Genomic DNA, 15728 nt, shown 5'->3' on the forward strand with positions numbered 1-15728 from the left:
CCGCAGGCGGACAGGGTCAGTGCTGCAGCGGCTGCCATGGCGGCAACTGCGTAACGGGTAGTGCGCATTTTTTCTCCTTGCATTGCGGCGGGGGGGGGGGGGGGGGCCCCCCCGGGGGGCGCCCCCCACGGACGTTACGGCAGGCGCCAGTAGACGTAGTCGTTGTCCTGCTCGGCGAGGATCATGCGCATGCCCAGGCGGCTGTCCTCACCCAGGGCGGTGTCGGGAACGTCGAAGCAGGCTTCCACCGTCACGGTGTCCCCCTTGCTGAGCAGTTCCTGGTCGATGCTCCGCTGGCCGAGGCCGCTGGAACACCCCATGACGGTGTAGAGCCTGCTGTCAGTTCCAATGAGTTCCGGCGGCAGGTCCAGCCACGGGCGTCCGTCTCCGGTGCCGTTGTAGACGGCGGTGAACCGAGCCATGACGTAGTTGTAGTCCGGTTCACCGGCCTCCGGGTCCCGTTCCTGGACCTCGGCCGCTGCGTCGCGGTCCAGCTCCACCAGGGTGACCGTGTAGTCACCCACGGTCACTTCCTCACCGGCTGCGTTTGCCGGCTCTGCGGCAATTTCACTGATGTACGAATCTGTGAACTGGTAGGAGTAATCCTCTTTCTCAGCTTCGGTGAGCTCCTCGGAGTAATCCTCGACCTCCGTGTAGGACTCCGCCCTCGCCTCGGTTTCGCTTTCCCACAGGCCTGCGTCCCGCAGCGAGTCAACGACGACGGTGTTCACAACGATGGCCGTAATGACGGACAACGCCGCCACACTCAGCGCCGCGATGGAGAGCGGTTTTGCAACGTTGCGGGCCTTGTTGCCCTTGAGGAGTGCGGGGATCCCCAGGCCGAGCGCCACGATCGCCAGGGGAAAAGACACAAAGTTCAGCAACGGAATCCAGCACACGAGCACGGCCAGGATGGCGAGCACCAGTGCCGCGATTGCCAGCCCCTTGCCGGGCGTGGACGGCGGCGGCCCATCGCCGCCGTAGCCGGGCTGGCCCGGGTAGGAACCAGGCTGGCCGCTGTAACCCGGCGCTCCGCCCTGGTTGGGGTAGGGGCCCTGTTGGCCTTGCTGGCCGGGGTAGCCGGGGGCTCCGCCCTGGTTGGCGTAGGGGCTTTGCTGGCTTTGCTGGCCTTGCTGGCCGGGATAGCTGGGATAGCCCTGGTTGGCATAGGAACCAGGCGCGCCTTGTTGGCCGGGGTACCCGGGGTTTCCGCCCTGGTCGGCAGCAGGCATACCGGGAACCTGCGCGTAGGGGTTGTACTGGGGGACCGGAGGAATCTGTCCGTCCACACCACCGGGAGCGGGCCAGGCCGGTGCCGTCTCCTGAGTCTCTTCCGCGGCAGGACGTTCCGGTTCCCCCTCCTGTCCGGCCTCCGGGCGAAGATTCTCAGCCCCAGTGCCGGCGTCGGGCGTGCCGGCGTCGTGCATGCCGCCTTCGTGCGTACCGGCGTCGGGCGTGCCGCTGTTGCCTTGGTCCGCGGGCTCGGGCTGTCCCTGGTCCCTGTCCATTTCGTTCCCCCCAAAAAGTCGTGCGTTATCAATGATTCAATCGGTCCGGAGACCGCCGAAACCTATCCTAGCCAAAGGCCGATACCTGCATAGCTCCTAGTCACGGGCTTTATGGCTCCCAGTAAAGCTCTTCGAACACGTCCGGCATCCGCAGTACTACCCTGCTGTTGTCGCCCAGGGCTTCTGGGGGCAGATCAAAACAGATGTCGTAGTTGCCGCTGTACTCCCCCTGCAGCCCCGGATGGTTTGGGTCTTCGATGCTCAAGCCGGTGGAACAGTCCACCGCCGAGTAGGAGCGGCCGTCAGTACCCACGAATCCTGGCACCAGGGTGAAGTCCGGTTCGCCCGTGAGCCCGCCGTCGTAGCGCATCTCGAACTCGAACAGCACAAAGGCGCCCTCTAGCGGCACGGCAGACGGGCTGCGCTGCTGGACCCTGTCCGTTGCATCACGGTCCACTTCCAAGAGCCTGACTTCAAAGTCCCCCAGCTGGGCCCCCACACCGGGCGGAACAACAGGCTCCGCCAGGATCTGTTCCAGGGCCCTTTCGGGAAGCACAGAGGATGAGTCGCCCGGCAGTCCGCGGGGTTCGGCGGACGATGGCTGCTCAGATCCCTGCTGGGTCTGCGGGGATCCGGGTGTCTTGTCGAAGGCTTTTGCGGCCCAGGAATTCACATTCCAGGCGAGGACCACCGCGAGGACCGACACCCCGATGGAGACGACTGCCAGCACCCGGGCCAAACGCGGTTTCCTCTTCGCGCTCACCAGTGCAGCTACCGCCAGCACGAGGACAACCGGGCACATGATGAACGCGTAGACGTTCAGGAACGGTATCCAGCAGCTCACCAGTGCCGACCCGGCCACCGAAACAGCAGCGATCGCCAAACCCCTGCCTGTAGACCCGGCCGGCGGGAGCGTTTGCCCCGGCCCGGGATAAGGCCCGTAATAGTCCCCGTGCGGCGCGGCCGCAGTCTCCTTCTGCATACCCATGTCCCCCTGAAATTGGTTTTGGTTCAGTACTGGTCCCGTGCCAGCCGGCCTACGGCAACCGCCAGTAAACGTCCTCGTCGCGTTCGGCGAGGATCATTCGCAGGCCAACCCTGCTGTCCTCAGCCAGGGCTGCTTCGGGCAGGTCGAAACAGATTTCGTAGGTTCCGGTCTCTCCCGGGGCCAGGCCGGGGTTGTCGGAGGAGCTCCCGCCAAGTTCCATGGAACAGTTCAGGACACTGTGCAGCCGGGCATCAGCGCCAATGAACTTCGGCGTGAAATCCCAGTCGGGCCGGCCGGTGCCACCGGACGCGGACCCGTTGTACACCGCGCGGAACTCAAAGAGAACGTAGCCGTGGGTCGGCTCACCTGCGGAAGGGTCGCGCTCCAGCACTTCGGCGGAAGCATCCCGGTCAACCTCTGCGAGGGTTACGGTGTAGTCGCCTACCTGCACGCCCTCCCCTGCTGAAGCGGCGGGCTGCTCGATGATGTCCGTGTAGTAGGAGCCGGAAATATCGGCCGAATAGTCGCGGTCCGGCAAGCCCGGCTGCTCTTGGCGCTCAGTGGCCTGGTCAGTTGCCTGATCCTCGGCGGGCACCGGTCCGGGCGCCTCAGTGAGCACAGGTCCGGGGATGGCCTGGCCCTCGGAATAGCCCGGATCCATCGCGGTCTCCGGGGAATCATATTGGACGGTGAGGTTGATGATGGTCGCCGCAATCATGGCAACCACCGCAGAGGACAACGCGATAACAGACAACGGCAGCGCCACGTTTTTCGCCTTGATGCCCTTGATCAGGGCCGGAATACCCAGGCCAATGGCGACGGCGCCGGCCAGGTAAGTGATGAAGTTCAGGAACCAAATCCAGCTAAACAGCAGACCGACTCCGGCGACGCAGACGGCAGCGATGGCCAGTCCTTTGCCCGGCGACTTCTGCTGGGGGTTGCCGTATCCCGGTCCGTTTCCGTAACCGGCCGGGCCTCCCGGCCCGGGGCCCTGTCCCGGCCCGAATCCACCGGATCCGGGATAGGCGCCGTAGCCGGACGGAGCACCGTACCCCGCCGGAGCGCCGTACCCGGCCGGCGCACTGTACCCCGCTGGGGCGGCATAGCCGGACGGAGCTCCGTACCCTGCCGGGGCGGCATAGCCGGCCGGGGCCTGCCCGTAACCGCCGGGACTGCTGCTTTCAGCCGGACGCTGTTCATAGCCGCCGGGCGGCGCAAAGCCCACGCCACCACCTCCGTAAGACGGACCGGAAGACGCCGGAGCGGATGCTGCCTGAACGGCAGCTGATGCCTGGTTCTCCTCCGGCTGAGGCTCGTGCGAAGACAACGGTCCGGCATCCCCGGCATCCGTGCTGTCCCGGGCTTCAGCCCGGCGTCCGTCTTCCGGCGACTCGTGGCTGACTGCTTCGCCGGTACGGTCCCCGGGCGCGGGCCACCCATGTTCCTTGTTCATTCGTTCCCCCAACGATGTGACTGAGACAGAGGGGCGGGAATGAGTTCCGCTCACCGGCGCCCCGCCACTATCCTAAGCACACTGGTTACCTATGCCACACAAGGAAAGGCCCGCCCCGCAGGAAAGCGGAACGGGCCTCGTCACAAATGGAAAATTAGCCGAGAGCGGCCACCGCGGCGTCGTAGTCCGGTTCGGTAGTGATTTCGGGGACGAGCTGCGTGTAGAGGACGCTTCCGTCCGCATCGATGACGACGACGGCGCGAGCCAGCAGGCCTGCCAGCGGGCCGTCGGCCTGGGTCAGGCCGAAGTCTTCACCGAAGCTGCTGCGGAACGCCGAAGCGGCCACCACGTTCTCGATGCCCTCGGCGCCGCAGAAACGGCCGAGCGCGAACGGAAGGTCCTTGGAGACGCAAACGACCGTGGTGTTCTCCAGGCCTGCAGCGATTTCGTTGAAGCGGCGGACGCTCGCGGCGCAGACGCCCGTGTCCACGCTCGGGAAGATGTTCAGGACGACCCGGCGGCCGGCGAAGCCCGAAAGGGTGACATCGGAAAGATCGGCGCCTACGAGCTCAACGGCCGGGGCTGGGGTGCCGACGGCGGGAAGCTCACCGGCGGTGCGGACAGGGTTCTGCTTGAATGCTGTGGTTGCCATGCTTTGTGTTTATCACGTTCTGGCCGGTGCCCCCTACCGCTGACCTGCAGCGACGTCTCGCAACGCGGTTGCACGGACACAGACCGGCGGCAGGGGCTTCCGATTCACGATGCTACTGGGCTGCCCAGTACACCCGGTCATTCCGGAGCGAGAACAGGGACTCCACCAGGATCTTTGACCCGGAAACGGACTCAGCAGGAACATCGAAGCAGACCTGGTACTCCGCCGCGCCGCCGTTGGTCAGCGTGGGGACCTCGTGGCTCGGCCGTTCGAGGAGGGCACTGCAGGTGCTGGTCGAGTACTGGCGGGCGTCAGAACCGGCGAACTCAGTGGTGAGATCGATCCACGGATCGCCTTCTTCAGAGCCGTTGTACACAACGGACAGGTCCACCAGCACATACTGGCCCGTCGGCGCACTGTTGAACTGGTTGACAGCCATGATCGCCTCAGTTGCCTGCAGGTTCACTCCTGAAACGGTCACGGTGTATTCACCGACCGTGGCAGATTCCCCTGCCGCGAGGGCTTCCGCGGCGGCTTCTTCCTGTTCCTTCTCCGAGGAGGAGCTCACGCCGTCCGCGCTGTCTTCAACGCTCTCCACCACGGAGTCGATGGCTGCCGAGTACATGGCCTGGGTGGCGAAAACTCCAACGATCGCCACGATGCTGAGGATGAGTCCGGCGATGGGCATTCCCTTCGGCGCGTTGCGCTTCGAAGCGATCACCAGGGCTGCGATGGCGAAGCCGAGTCCGGCGAGTCCCACAAACAGGAACACGTTGTTGAGGATCGGCACCCAGCACAGGACCAGGGCGACGATGCCCAGGACCAGTCCGGTGACGGCAAGTCCCTTGCCGGGTTTAGCTGCGGGCGCGGCCGGCAGCGGGGCCGGCGCAGGAGTATAGGTTTGGTTTTCCACGGTGATCCCCCAAAGGATGCGAATGACCGGCCTGTGGGCCGTCAAGGAACATCTTGTTCCTTCGCCGCCAACCATAGGATCCGGCACTGACATCGCTTCGAAACGGGGATCCGGCACCGGACAACACCCCGGAGAGGCAGCTGCGGAACCGGCCCGTTATTCCCCCGTGACGCCGTCGAGCAGTTCGCGGATGATGTCCAGGTGCCCGCAGTGGCGCCCGGTTTCCTCGACCATGTGCACCAGCACCCAGCGCAGGCTGTGCCCGGCGCTGTGGTCCGCTTTGCACATGTCCTCCAGCCCGTAGCGCGCGGCAACCTCACGCGACTCGGCGCAGGCGGCTTGGTAGTCGGTGATGATGTCGGCGAGGCTGTCCTGCTCGGTGACGCGGAATTCGGCGTCGGGGTCATCACCGCTCCAGCGCGTGGGGATTCCCGTCTGGCCGTCCAGCTGTGCCCGGAACCACCAGCGTTCGACGTCGGCAAGGTGGCGGAGCAGGCCCGAAACGGTCAGCAGGGAGGGCAGGACCTGGCGTGCAGCATCGGCATCGGACAGGCCCTGGGCCTTGAAGACAGCGGTGGCACGAAGGAAGTCCAGGAAACCGTTGAGTGTCTCCCGCTCGTCAGGTGCGTCCGGCGGGTCGGTTCGTTCGTCGTTCAGCATCCGCCCAGCGTAGCCAAGGCCCAGCTGCTGCACCTGGCATTAAAGCCCGGCGAGCCGCAGCCCCAGGGCCACAAGCATCAGGACTGCGCCGCCGGCCGCGACAATCCAGGCGGCGGACAGGGTAGTCAGCCGCATCCATGATTTCCGCCGCGTGGCCGCCGAGTACAGTCCGGTGATGAGCAGGATCAGTCCCGCCATGCCAACGAAGCCGGGCGCTCCGTTGTCCTCCCCCTGGGCCAGGACGAAAAGCAGCAGCACCAGGCCCAGGGCGAAGCTGGGCCAGTGGAAACCGGTCTCCCTGTGACGGTGCTGTCCTGAAGCTGCGCTGTGGTTCATGGAACTCATGATGTGTCCTCACCGGTAGCCGCGTACTGGGGTCCGTACCGTTCCGTCCGGGAAGATCCGCAGTGCCTTTAAACGCTACTCCGGCCACCTTGAACGAGCACCGTGCGTGAGCTGGAAACCTTCTGAAGGTGAACCAATTCGGGTCCTCCGTCCCGTCCCGCGGCCTGCGGCTGGACTAGCCTCAACAACTTCCAGGAAAGCTCTTGACCGCTCCTGGTGGACGGCGTAGCTTCGTGATCAACCGCAAGGTTGAACAACCAGAACATTGAATACGCAGAAGAATATGAACGGACCGCAGCATGGACGAGGCGCACGGCGAGACGCAGCTCGACAGGGCCTTTATGGCCCTCGCCGATCCGGCCCGCCGCCGCATCATTGCCCGGCTTTCCCGGGGCCCTGCAACGGTCAACGAACTGGCGGAACCCTTCGAGATCAGCAAGCAGGCTGTCTCGAAGCACATCCAGGTCCTCGAGCAGGCAGAGCTGGTCACGCGCACGCGTGACGCCCAGCGCCGGCCCGTCCACCTGAACCCCGCACGGTTGGAGGCACTCACGGCGTGGATCGACCGCTACCGGCTGGTCCGCGAAGAACAGTTCCGCAGCCTCGATGCTGTGCTCCAAAACCAGGCCGCCCGCAGCGGCCCGCAGGCAAAGGATCCATCATGACCAACGCACTGCAGCTCTCCGTCCCCGACGGCGTCCCCTTCATCGACTACACCCGGGAGATCGATTTTCCCGTCACCGATGTCTTCCGTGCCCACGCCGATCCGAACCTGGTCAGCCAGTGGCTCGGGCCGCGGGGCATGAAGATGGAAATGGACCATTACGACTTCACCACCGGCGGCACGTACAAATACACGCACACCGGCCCCGAAGGCATCCCGTATGACTTCAGCGGCATCTTCCACACCGTCCGGGAGAATGAGTTCGCCATCCAGACCTTCGAGTTCTCCGGTTATCCCGACGTCGTCAGCCTGGAATTCAACACCTTCGAAGACCTGGGCGACGGCCGCACCCGCATCACGGTCCACGCGGTCTACCCTTCCCAGGAAGCACGGGACGGCATGGCCGCCTCCGGCATGGAAGGCGGCCTCGGCGAAGGCTACGAGCGGCTGGAGGAACTTCTTGCCGGCCGGACAGGTGCCAAGACCCCGCAGGAGGCATCATGACCAACGCACTGGAAGTCACCCATAGCGACGGCGCACCGTTCATCGACTACGTCCGCGAATTCGATTACCCCGCAGCCCGGGTCTTCGGCGCCCACGTGGACCCGGACGCGTACGCCGAATGGATCGGTCCGGACCGGCTGGACACCCGGATCGACGTCTTCAATGCGGTCCCGGGAGGCAGCTACCGGTTCGTGCAGACCGAGGGGACCGAGGAGTACGCCTTCCGCGGCGTCTTCCACTCCATCCGTCCGGCGGAGTTCATCCTGCAGACCTTCGAGTACGAGGGTTTCCCGGACCAGGCCAGCCTGGACTTCCTGAGATTCGAGGACCTTCCCGAAGGCCGGTCCAGGCTCGTGGGGCACTCGGTCTATCCATCGCTAGAAACGAGGGATAGTTTCGTGTCCTCGGGGATGGAATCCGGCATGGCAGCGGGCTACGACAAGCTGGAGCAGCTGCTGGCATTCGCGACCGACTGAACACGCTGAAGCCTTGGAGGAAGCATGGATTGGACCTTGGAAGTCATCACAGTCCCGGTCAGCGACCTGGACCGCAGCATCGCCTTCTACGGCGACCAGGTGGGGTTCGACCTGGACCACCACACCGTCAATGAGAACATGGCCTTCGCGCAGCTGACTCCCCCGGGATCGGGCTGTTCCATAGTCATCGGCAGCATTCCCGGCGTGGAGGAGATGGACCCGGGCTCCCTGAAGGGTCTGCAGCTGGTGGTTCCCGACGCCGCTGCCGCCCGGGAAGAGCTGGTCTCCCGCGGCGTGGAGGCCAGCGAGATCACCGTCCTGGACGAGCGCGACGGCGGCACCATGTTCTCCTTCGCCGACCCGGACGGCAACACGTGGGCAGTGCAGCAGATCCGTGCCCGGGCGGAGCATCCACTCATCCCCTTTGCCTCCCGCCCGCAGTTTGGTGAAGGAATCTAGCGGAACGCACCGAAGGCGGGAATGGCGGCGCCGCACCCGCGGTTTGCCCTGACATGGAAAACCAACAGCCCGTCCGCCAGCTGCGCCTGGTCGTGGAAGCCGAAGATTACGATGCCGCCCTGGCGTTCTACCGGGACGTCCTTGGCCTGCCTGAGCAGGAGTCCTACCAGGGCGAGGGGGATGCCCGCGTCACGATCCTGGACGCCGGACGGGCGACGCTGGAACTGTCTAATCCTGCACAGGTGCGCATGATTGACCGGGTCGAGGCAGACGGCCGGCCCAGCCTCAAGCTCCGGGTCGCCTTTGAAGTAGACGACGCCGCCGCCCGCACCCAGCGTGCGGTGGACGGCGGCGCCGAACTGGTCGCCGAGCCCCGGGAAACCCCGTGGCGCTCGCTCAACTCCCGGCTGAATGGGCCGGCCGGACTGCAGCTGACCCTGTTCCAGGAGCTCGGCGGCCAGGGCTAGCAGCTGCCGGCTAGGAGCTACCGGCCGCGGCCGTGACCGTGGCCCTTGCCGTGCCCCTTCCCGTGCCCCTTCCCGTACCCGTCGCCCTTCCCATGGCCGTGTCCCTGGCCCGGGCAGGGATCCCAGTCGCGGTCGTTGACGAACTCGGCCGGCTGGTACCTGATGAAGTCCGCCTCGCCCAGGCCCAGGGATTCAGCGCGGCGGTCCAGCTGCCGGGGTTCGGCTATGTTGGCCCAGCGTCCGGTGTCCAGGCGTTCATCCATCGCCAGTACTGCCGCAACGCGTTCGGCGTCCGTAAAGGTGCAGTGCCCGGTGCGTTCGATATAGGCCTGCCGCAGCAGCGGCGTCGCCCGGGCTTCGCGTACCGTCTCCCCGTATTCCTCGGTGTATTCCACGGGTGCCAGGATGTCTGCCAGGGTGTGCATGGTCAGCACCGGTATCTGCAGGTCTCCCTGCGGAGTGGAGGTCTCCGCCACCCATTCCAGCGCCCCGGGGTCCGGCGTGATGTCCGCCTCACCGGTGAGGGTCCGCAGGTCCGCCCGCAGGTCCAGCCCCGCGGCACGGTACAGCGTATCCACCTGCCGGCGCTGCGCGGATTCCTGCAGCAGCGACCGGTAGTCCACGCCCTCGTTCCAGCCGCTGTCCCCGTTGGCAGCCGTCACGATCGATACGCGCGCACCGACCACGAACGGGATGGTCTGCAGCAGCCAGTTGTACTGTGCTTCCTGCTGCGCGGCATAGTCCCGGTGATCCGGCGGGGTGTCCCCGCTGAACCAGGTGGGAGTGTTCATCAGGGCAGCTGCGAGCGCCAGCCGCGCCTGTCCGTCCGGCGTCGTTTGGGCCTGCTGCACTGCCTGCAGGAGCACCCCGGTAGTGGCGGCGGCTTCTTCTGCGGTGCGGAACCCGGTCAGCTGCACCTCCTGGCCGGGAAGGAGCAGTTCGGCGAGCGCATGGAGTCCGTCGAGCTGGTAGTTGTTGAGGTTGATCCCGCCGCCGAGCAGGCCACAGGTGCTCACCGCGCCGTCCACGCCGCTCTGCGGAGTTTCGGCAATCAGGCTGCTGACCAGTCCGCCCATGGACGTTCCGAACGCGATGGTCCGCGCCGGTTCGCCCGCTTCGGCCGAGAACGCAGCCAGCGTGTCCAACTGGTCCTGCACCGCGGTTCCCAGTGCCCAGCCCGCCGTAGCGTAGGACGACGCCGCCACCGCGAACCCGCGGTCCGTCAGCGCCTGGGCGGTGGAGTCGAAGCCCTGATCCCACGCCGGGTTGTCCGGGCCCGGCCGGAAGCCGTGACTGTAGAGCACCAGCTTTCCGTTCCAGTTCCGGGGCACTTCGGCAGCCCAGGTTGCTCCGTTGGCCAGTGTGCCGCCCAGTTCCGTGACTGGTTCGGCTGCCGTTGCCGTGGCCGGCGCTGCCATAAGTGCCAGTGACACGGCGACCGCGAGTGATGTCAGTTTGCGCATGGTTCCGTCTGATCCCTTCTGCGTCTTTGCAGTTGATCCCGATCCCCCCGGTGCGGCCATCCTTCACGACGTCGGCGCAACCGGCAAGGGCAACGCACGGCCGCCCGCTTCCAAAGCGGCCCGTCCAGCTGAAACAATCACCGGGGATGTGCGCTGAGGCCGGAGGCGCGTCGAACCAGGGCCCCGGAAGCCCGGATGCAAGGAGACGGACATGCTGCTCGGAGACCACCTGCACCGCATTGGGAACGACATTGTTGCCGCCTACCTGGTGGTGACCGATGAGGGGATCACCGTCATCGACGCAGGCCTTGCCGGGCACTGGAAGGACCTGCAGCGCGAATTGGCTGCGCTGGGGCGCCCGCTCAGTGACGTGCGGGGAATCGTCCTGACCCACGGGGACACCGACCACATCGGGTTCGCCGAACGGATGCGCCGCGAGACGAGAATCCCGGTCTACGTGCACGCCGACGACGCCGCCCGTGCGCGCGGAACGGAAAAGGCGAAAGCGACCCTGGCCTCCGCCGGCCGGTTCCGGCTCAAGCCCACAGCGGAGTTCCTGGCCTATAGCGTCCGCAAGGGCGGTTGGCGCACCACCTACCTTGGCGACGTCGTGCCCGTCCAGGACGGGGATGTGCTGGACCTGCCGGGCTCACCGCGGATCATCGGACTTCCCGGCCACTCCCCCGGCAGTGTGGCGGTCCATGTCCCCCTGGCCCGAGCACTCTTCGTCGGCGACGCCCTCACCACCCGGCATGTTCTTTCCGGCAGGCCGGGCCTGCAGCCTTCTCCCTTCACGGACGATCCCGAGGGCGCCCTTGAGGTGCTGGACCGGCTCACCGGCCTGGCCGACGTCGACTGGGTACTGCCTGGCCACGGCATGCCCTGGAACGGTCCGGTCGACGCTGTCGCGGACGGAGTTCGTGCCGGCGCGTAACTGTGCCGGCACACAGGCACGCAGGCTGGCTAGAGCACCCCGATGTCCTCGTTCCACAGGGACGGGAATTCAGCCATGAAATCCTGCATCAGGAGGGTGCACGCCTGATCATCCAGGACGTCCACCTGGACCCCGCGTTCCCGCAGCAGATCCTCGGCACCCCGGTAGCTGCGGTTCTCGCCGATGACCACGTGCGGAATCCGGTACAGCAGGATCGCGCCGGTGCACATGTCGCACGGTGAGAGCGTGGTGACCATCGTGGCCTTTGTGTAGGCTCCGGCGGGCAGCCGTCCGGCATGCTCCAGGCAGTCCATCTCGGCATGGCGGATCACGCTGCCGAGCTGCTGCCTGCGGTTGCGCCCCGTGGACACGATCGCTCCGTCGACATACAGCGCGGCACCAATGGGAATTCCGCCTTCGGCCCGGCCCTTGCGGGCGGAATTCAGGGCAGGCAACAGCAGCTCCGACGTCATGGCCCCACCCTAGGAGCACGCACCAAAACTGGGAAGAGCCGCACCGGCATCATTTCCTGCCGCGGCGCGCCGCCGCCACAGCTTCCCGGACCGCTGGAGCCGTCTCGGATCCGAACCTGGCAAGCTCTCCGGCGTCGTCGCTGGCCAGGATGAAGCCGGAGATTCCGTAGTCCAGGGCCAGCTCCGTCAGCTGCTCGGTCCACCCCGCGGCATCCGAGGAAGGGCTGATGTTCAGCAGCCGCCGCACGTCCGACGGATCGCAGGCTGCCGAGGCGGCGCCGTCGTCAATGCGGGCGTTCAGCTCCGCCAATTCCTGCACACCTGCGCGCAGATAGCCCAGCGAGCCGATCCAGCCGTCAGCCAATTTCCCGGTAACGCGCAGCATCCGCGGTTTGTAGGCACCAAGCCAGATGCCGACGTCGTGCGCCGGCGCCGGCCCGCGCTTGGCGCCGTCCACCCGGTGGATCCGGCCGTCCAGCCGGAGCGGAGCCTTGGTGGAGACGTCCCAGATGCCGCGGATGATCCGGACGGCCTCTTCCAAGCCCGTGACGGCGTCTGGCGGGCTGAGCTTCTCTCCTCCCGCAGCTTCGATCGCCTCCCAGAAGGCCCCTGCCCCCAGACCGAGCTCCACCCGTCCGCCGCTGAGCAGGTCCAGGCTCGCCGCGCTGCGGGCCACCACGGTGGGCTGTCGCAGCGGCAGGTTCAGGACATCCGGCACCAGTTTCAGGCGGGTGGTGCGGGCAGCCACGTAGGACAGCAGGGTCCACGTGTCGAGGAACCGCGGCTGATACGGATGGTCCTGGAAGGCCGCCAGGTCGAGTCCGGCAGCCTCGGCGGCGACCGCCAGGTCCACGGCATGCTGCGGCGGCGCCGCTGCAGGAGTGATGAAGGCGCCGAAGAGCAGGTCTCGGCCGTAGTCGGGCATGTCAGGCTCCTCTGGCTCGCAGTGGTGCCCGCCAGTCTAGCCGCGGCGGCCTGCAGTGGATCATGCAACGGATCGGGCCCGGGGTTTGTAGGCTGGAAGGCGTGCTTCCTGTCCCGTCTCCCGCGTCCTCCGCCGGCGCCGGCCGTTATGCTCCCAGTCCCTCCGGTGAACTGCACGTCGGGAACCTCCGCACCGCCATGCTGGCCTGGCTCTTCGCCCGGAGCACCGGGCGGAACTTCCTGCTGCGCATTGAGGACCTGGACCGGGCACGCGCCGGAGCGGAAGCTGCGCAGGTGCGCGACCTCGCCGCCGTCGGACTCGACTGGGACGGTGAGGTAATCCGCCAGTCCGAGCGGACTCCCGTGTATCTGGAGGCGATCGCGAAACTACAGGCCGAGGGCAGGGTCTATGAGTGTTTCTGCACCCGTGCAGAAATCTCTGATGCGCCCCGCGCCCCGCACTCGCCGCCGGGGGCGTACCCGGGGACCTGCCGGAACCTCTCGGAAGCAGAGCGGGAACGACGCCGCCGCGAACGCCCGGGAGCGCTACGCCTGCGGGCCGGCGTGAACGAGTACACCGTGCATGACGCGCTGCACGGGGACTACACCGGAGCCGTGGATGACCTGGTGCTGCTGCGCAACGACGGGGTTCCGCCGTACAACCTGGCGGTCGTCGTCGACGATGCGGCCCAGGGCATTGACCAGGTGGTCCGCGGCGACGATCTCCTCTCCTCCACGCCCCGGCAGGCGTACCTCGCATCTCTGCTGGGGCTGCCGCCGGTGGAATATGTGCACGTCCCGCTGGTCCTCTCTGAGAGCGGGAAGCGGCTGGCCAAGCGCGACGGCGCCGTGACACTGAGTGCGCTGGCCGACGCCGGGATTACAGTGCCGGAAGCCACGGCAATGATCCTTGGGTCACTCGGGTTGCCCGGGTCCCTCCCGGAAGCGCTGGAGGTGTTCGATCCCCGGAAGCTCCCCCTGGAACCGTGGATCTTCACCCCGCCGGTGCGCTAGCCCAGCCCTAACCTTCCCGCCGGATCGGGTGTTAACTGGTGGGCATGCCCCTTACCGGTGAATATGTCCCCAGCACCTCCAAACGCTCCCGCGACCAGGCGGCGGAAATCGAGTCCTCCGGCGGTACCCGCGGCACTACCCTGCACGGCCGTCCGGTGGTCCTGCTGACCACCAAGGGGGCCAAAAGCGGCAAGCTGCGCAAGACGCCGCTGATGCGGGTTGAACACGACGGCGATTACGCGGTGGTTGCGTCCATGGGTGGCGCCCCGAAACACCCCGTCTGGTACTTCAATGTGAAGTCCCATCCCCACGTCGAACTGCAGGACGGTCCGCAGAAATGGGACATGCGTGCCCGCGAAGTCGCCGGCGAGGAGAAGGCTCTCTGGTGGGAGCGCGCCGTGGCAGCCTATCCCCCGTACGCGGACTACCAGGCCAGGACCGAGCGTGAGATCCCGGTGTTTGTCCTGGAAAGAATGGACGCCAGCTAGGGTTCGTGCCGGAATAAATGCCAAACTATGTAATTTGGGCGCCTAATTATAGAGGCATTTCGTAGGTATGTTAAGGGTAAACCTGGCATTCGTGGTTATTCTTGCCGTAATTGTGATTTAGGGACGATCTTTTGTAACGTGGCGGCCGGGGGGATAGGCCACCTAGTGACCGAAACCTACGAAAGGTCTCAATCCCTATGAATAAAACAACGAAATCGCTCAGCGTCGTTACTCTCTCGGCCCTCATTGGCGCCGGCGGACTCGGTACGGCAGCCGTAGCCACTCCGTCCCTTGCCCCGGCAGTGACCATGGAGACGGGCAACATCGTCTCGGACCCGAATGACCAGGTACTGGCCGAGATCTTTGCCGAGATCAACGTGTTCCGCGCCGCCCAGGGCCTGGCCCCGGTGAAGTACAACCCGGTGGTCTCCGGGGTCGCGCAGGGCTGGTCGGACCAGCTGGCCACGTCCGGAGCCTTCGAACACAACCCGGATTACGCCGGCTCGCCCGACCTGGCCGGCTGGACCAAGGCCGGAGAGGTCATTGCCTCGAGCCCGGAGCGCAGCGCCAAGGCAATGGTCCAGCAGTGGATCGACTCGCCGGGCCACAACGCCATCCTCAGCGATCCTGCCCTGAATACCATCGGCATCGGTGTGACCTTCAGTGACGGCGACCAGGCCATGTACGGCGTGGTGAACTTCTTCCAGTACTCGCCGGATCATGCGGCCACCGTTGAGGCTCCCGGCGCTGACGCTCAGCCTGCACCGGCGCCAGCACCCGAGCCTGCTCCTGAACCCGAGCCGGAGCCTGCACCAGAGCCGGAATCGGCGCCTGCTCCCGCGCCTGCTCCCGCTCCGGAACCTGCGCCTGTCCCGGCCCCTGCTCCCGAGCCAGCACCTGCACCGGTTCCCGAGCGCGAGCAGCCGATCGTCAACAATCCCACCACTCCGGACGGCAAGGATTGCTGGCCCAAGGGAGACCGTGACGGCCGGGGTGAAGCACACCGCGGGGAAGCACACCGCGGGGACCGCGGCGGCTGGAACGATCCCGGACGAGGCACTGATCCGAACACCGGCCAGACTGCGGCTTGGAACCACGGCGGGCACCACGGACACCGCGGTGGTCACCACGGCGGCGGCCACGGCGGTCACCACGGCGGCCACTACGGTGGCGGCCATGGTGGTCACCACGGCGGCGGCAACCATGGCGGCGGCGGTCGCTAACCGACGCTAGCCCGCTCGGTGGAAGCACTCCCTCCCCCTGAACTTCGCGCCCGGCACCAGCTGCCGGGGCGGGCAGGGCGTCCGCCGCGCCGGGGCCGGGCCTGGACCCGAGCACGCGAC

General features: G+C 66.4%; 19 protein-coding genes. 9 read left to right on the forward strand and 10 right to left on the reverse strand.

Going from position 1 to position 15728, the window contains the following annotated elements:
• Window positions 1-134: 134 nt before the first annotated feature.
• From TVB01_RS15775 to TVB01_RS15805, 7 genes are all read right to left on the reverse strand, one after another.
• The gene (locus tag TVB01_RS15775) at window positions 135-1508 is read right to left on the reverse strand and encodes a hypothetical protein (RefSeq protein WP_422456854.1); all 1374 of its coding nucleotides are present in this window, start codon (window positions 1506-1508) and stop codon (window positions 135-137) included.
• Between the two features lie 109 nt (window positions 1509-1617).
• A complete protein-coding gene (locus TVB01_RS15780) occupies window positions 1618-2391 on the reverse strand; it encodes a hypothetical protein (RefSeq protein WP_422456855.1) in 774 nt (257 codons plus the stop codon).
• 154 nt (window positions 2392-2545) lie between these two features.
• Window positions 2546-3949, reverse strand: a complete 1404-nt coding sequence (locus TVB01_RS15785) for a hypothetical protein (RefSeq protein ID WP_422456856.1) — start codon at window positions 3947-3949, stop codon at window positions 2546-2548.
• A gap of 154 nt (window positions 3950-4103) precedes the next feature.
• Entirely contained in the window at window positions 4104-4601 is a 498-nt protein-coding gene (tpx, locus tag TVB01_RS15790; protein ID WP_422456857.1) for a thiol peroxidase, read from the reverse strand.
• Between the two features lie 112 nt (window positions 4602-4713).
• Entirely contained in the window at window positions 4714-5514 is an 801-nt protein-coding gene (locus tag TVB01_RS15795) for a DUF4190 domain-containing protein (RefSeq protein WP_422456858.1), read from the reverse strand.
• A 156-nt stretch (window positions 5515-5670) separates the two neighbouring features.
• Window positions 5671-6174, reverse strand: coding sequence for a DinB family protein (locus tag TVB01_RS15800; RefSeq protein ID WP_422456859.1), 504 nt, complete (start codon window positions 6172-6174; stop codon window positions 5671-5673).
• Between the two features lie 39 nt (window positions 6175-6213).
• Window positions 6214-6519: a hypothetical protein gene (locus TVB01_RS15805; RefSeq protein ID WP_422456860.1), complete on the reverse strand. Its 306-nt coding sequence runs from the start codon at window positions 6517-6519 to the stop codon at window positions 6214-6216.
• 299 nt (window positions 6520-6818) lie between these two features.
• Between TVB01_RS15805 and TVB01_RS15810 the strand changes: the two genes are divergently transcribed.
• Genes TVB01_RS15810 through TVB01_RS15830 form a run of 5 tightly spaced genes read left to right on the forward strand, consistent with a single transcriptional unit; the run spans window position 6819 to window position 9089 of the window.
• Entirely contained in the window at window positions 6819-7184 is a 366-nt protein-coding gene (locus tag TVB01_RS15810; RefSeq protein WP_422456861.1) for an ArsR/SmtB family transcription factor, read from the forward strand.
• Window positions 7181-7687, forward strand: coding sequence for an SRPBCC family protein (locus TVB01_RS15815; RefSeq protein ID WP_422456862.1), 507 nt, complete (start codon window positions 7181-7183; stop codon window positions 7685-7687). Before TVB01_RS15810 ends, TVB01_RS15815 begins: the two co-directional genes overlap by 4 nt.
• A complete protein-coding gene (locus tag TVB01_RS15820) occupies window positions 7684-8163 on the forward strand; it encodes an SRPBCC family protein (protein ID WP_422456863.1) in 480 nt (159 codons plus the stop codon). Before TVB01_RS15815 ends, TVB01_RS15820 begins: the two co-directional genes overlap by 4 nt.
• Before the next feature lie 24 nt (window positions 8164-8187).
• Window positions 8188-8622, forward strand: coding sequence for a VOC family protein (locus TVB01_RS15825; RefSeq protein WP_422456864.1), 435 nt, complete (start codon window positions 8188-8190; stop codon window positions 8620-8622).
• 53 nt (window positions 8623-8675) lie between these two features.
• Window positions 8676-9089, forward strand: coding sequence for a VOC family protein (locus TVB01_RS15830; protein ID WP_422456865.1), 414 nt, complete (start codon window positions 8676-8678; stop codon window positions 9087-9089).
• A 17-nt stretch (window positions 9090-9106) separates the two neighbouring features.
• Here TVB01_RS15830 and TVB01_RS15835 read toward each other — a convergent pair whose 3' ends face one another.
• Window positions 9107-10552 (reverse strand): alpha/beta hydrolase family protein, encoded by a 1446-nt coding sequence (locus TVB01_RS15835; RefSeq protein ID WP_422456866.1) that lies wholly within the window; start codon window positions 10550-10552, stop codon window positions 9107-9109.
• A gap of 211 nt (window positions 10553-10763) precedes the next feature.
• On the opposite strand from TVB01_RS15835, the gene TVB01_RS15840 reads away from it, so the two are divergent.
• Entirely contained in the window at window positions 10764-11486 is a 723-nt protein-coding gene (locus tag TVB01_RS15840; protein WP_422456867.1) for an MBL fold metallo-hydrolase, read from the forward strand.
• A gap of 29 nt (window positions 11487-11515) precedes the next feature.
• Here the strand turns inward: TVB01_RS15840 and TVB01_RS15845 are convergent, their stop codons facing one another.
• Together TVB01_RS15845 and TVB01_RS15850 are read right to left on the reverse strand one after the other, a co-directional pair.
• Window positions 11516-11959, reverse strand: coding sequence for a nucleoside deaminase (locus tag TVB01_RS15845; RefSeq protein ID WP_422456868.1), 444 nt, complete (start codon window positions 11957-11959; stop codon window positions 11516-11518).
• 49 nt (window positions 11960-12008) lie between these two features.
• A complete protein-coding gene (locus TVB01_RS15850; RefSeq protein ID WP_422456869.1) occupies window positions 12009-12884 on the reverse strand; it encodes an LLM class flavin-dependent oxidoreductase in 876 nt (291 codons plus the stop codon).
• A gap of 101 nt (window positions 12885-12985) precedes the next feature.
• Between TVB01_RS15850 and gluQRS the strand changes: the two genes are divergently transcribed.
• From gluQRS to TVB01_RS15865, 3 genes are all read left to right on the forward strand, one after another.
• Window positions 12986-13897 carry a tRNA glutamyl-Q(34) synthetase GluQRS gene (gluQRS, locus tag TVB01_RS15855; RefSeq protein WP_422456870.1) on the forward strand — a complete coding sequence of 304 codons (912 nt, stop codon included), beginning with the start codon at window positions 12986-12988 and terminating at the stop codon, window positions 13895-13897.
• Between the two features lie 44 nt (window positions 13898-13941).
• Complete coding sequence (locus TVB01_RS15860; RefSeq protein WP_422456871.1) at window positions 13942-14385, forward strand: nitroreductase family deazaflavin-dependent oxidoreductase; 444 nt, start codon at window positions 13942-13944, stop codon at window positions 14383-14385.
• Window positions 14386-14582: 197 nt separating this feature from the next.
• Window positions 14583-15608, forward strand: coding sequence for a CAP domain-containing protein (locus TVB01_RS15865; RefSeq protein ID WP_422456872.1), 1026 nt, complete (start codon window positions 14583-14585; stop codon window positions 15606-15608).
• The last annotated feature ends 120 nt before the right edge of the window (window positions 15609-15728 follow it).

The sequence above is a fragment of the Arthrobacter sp. 7Tela_A1 genome (genome assembly GCF_049311065.1).
GTDB lineage: Bacteria > Actinomycetota > Actinomycetes > Actinomycetales > Micrococcaceae > Arthrobacter_B.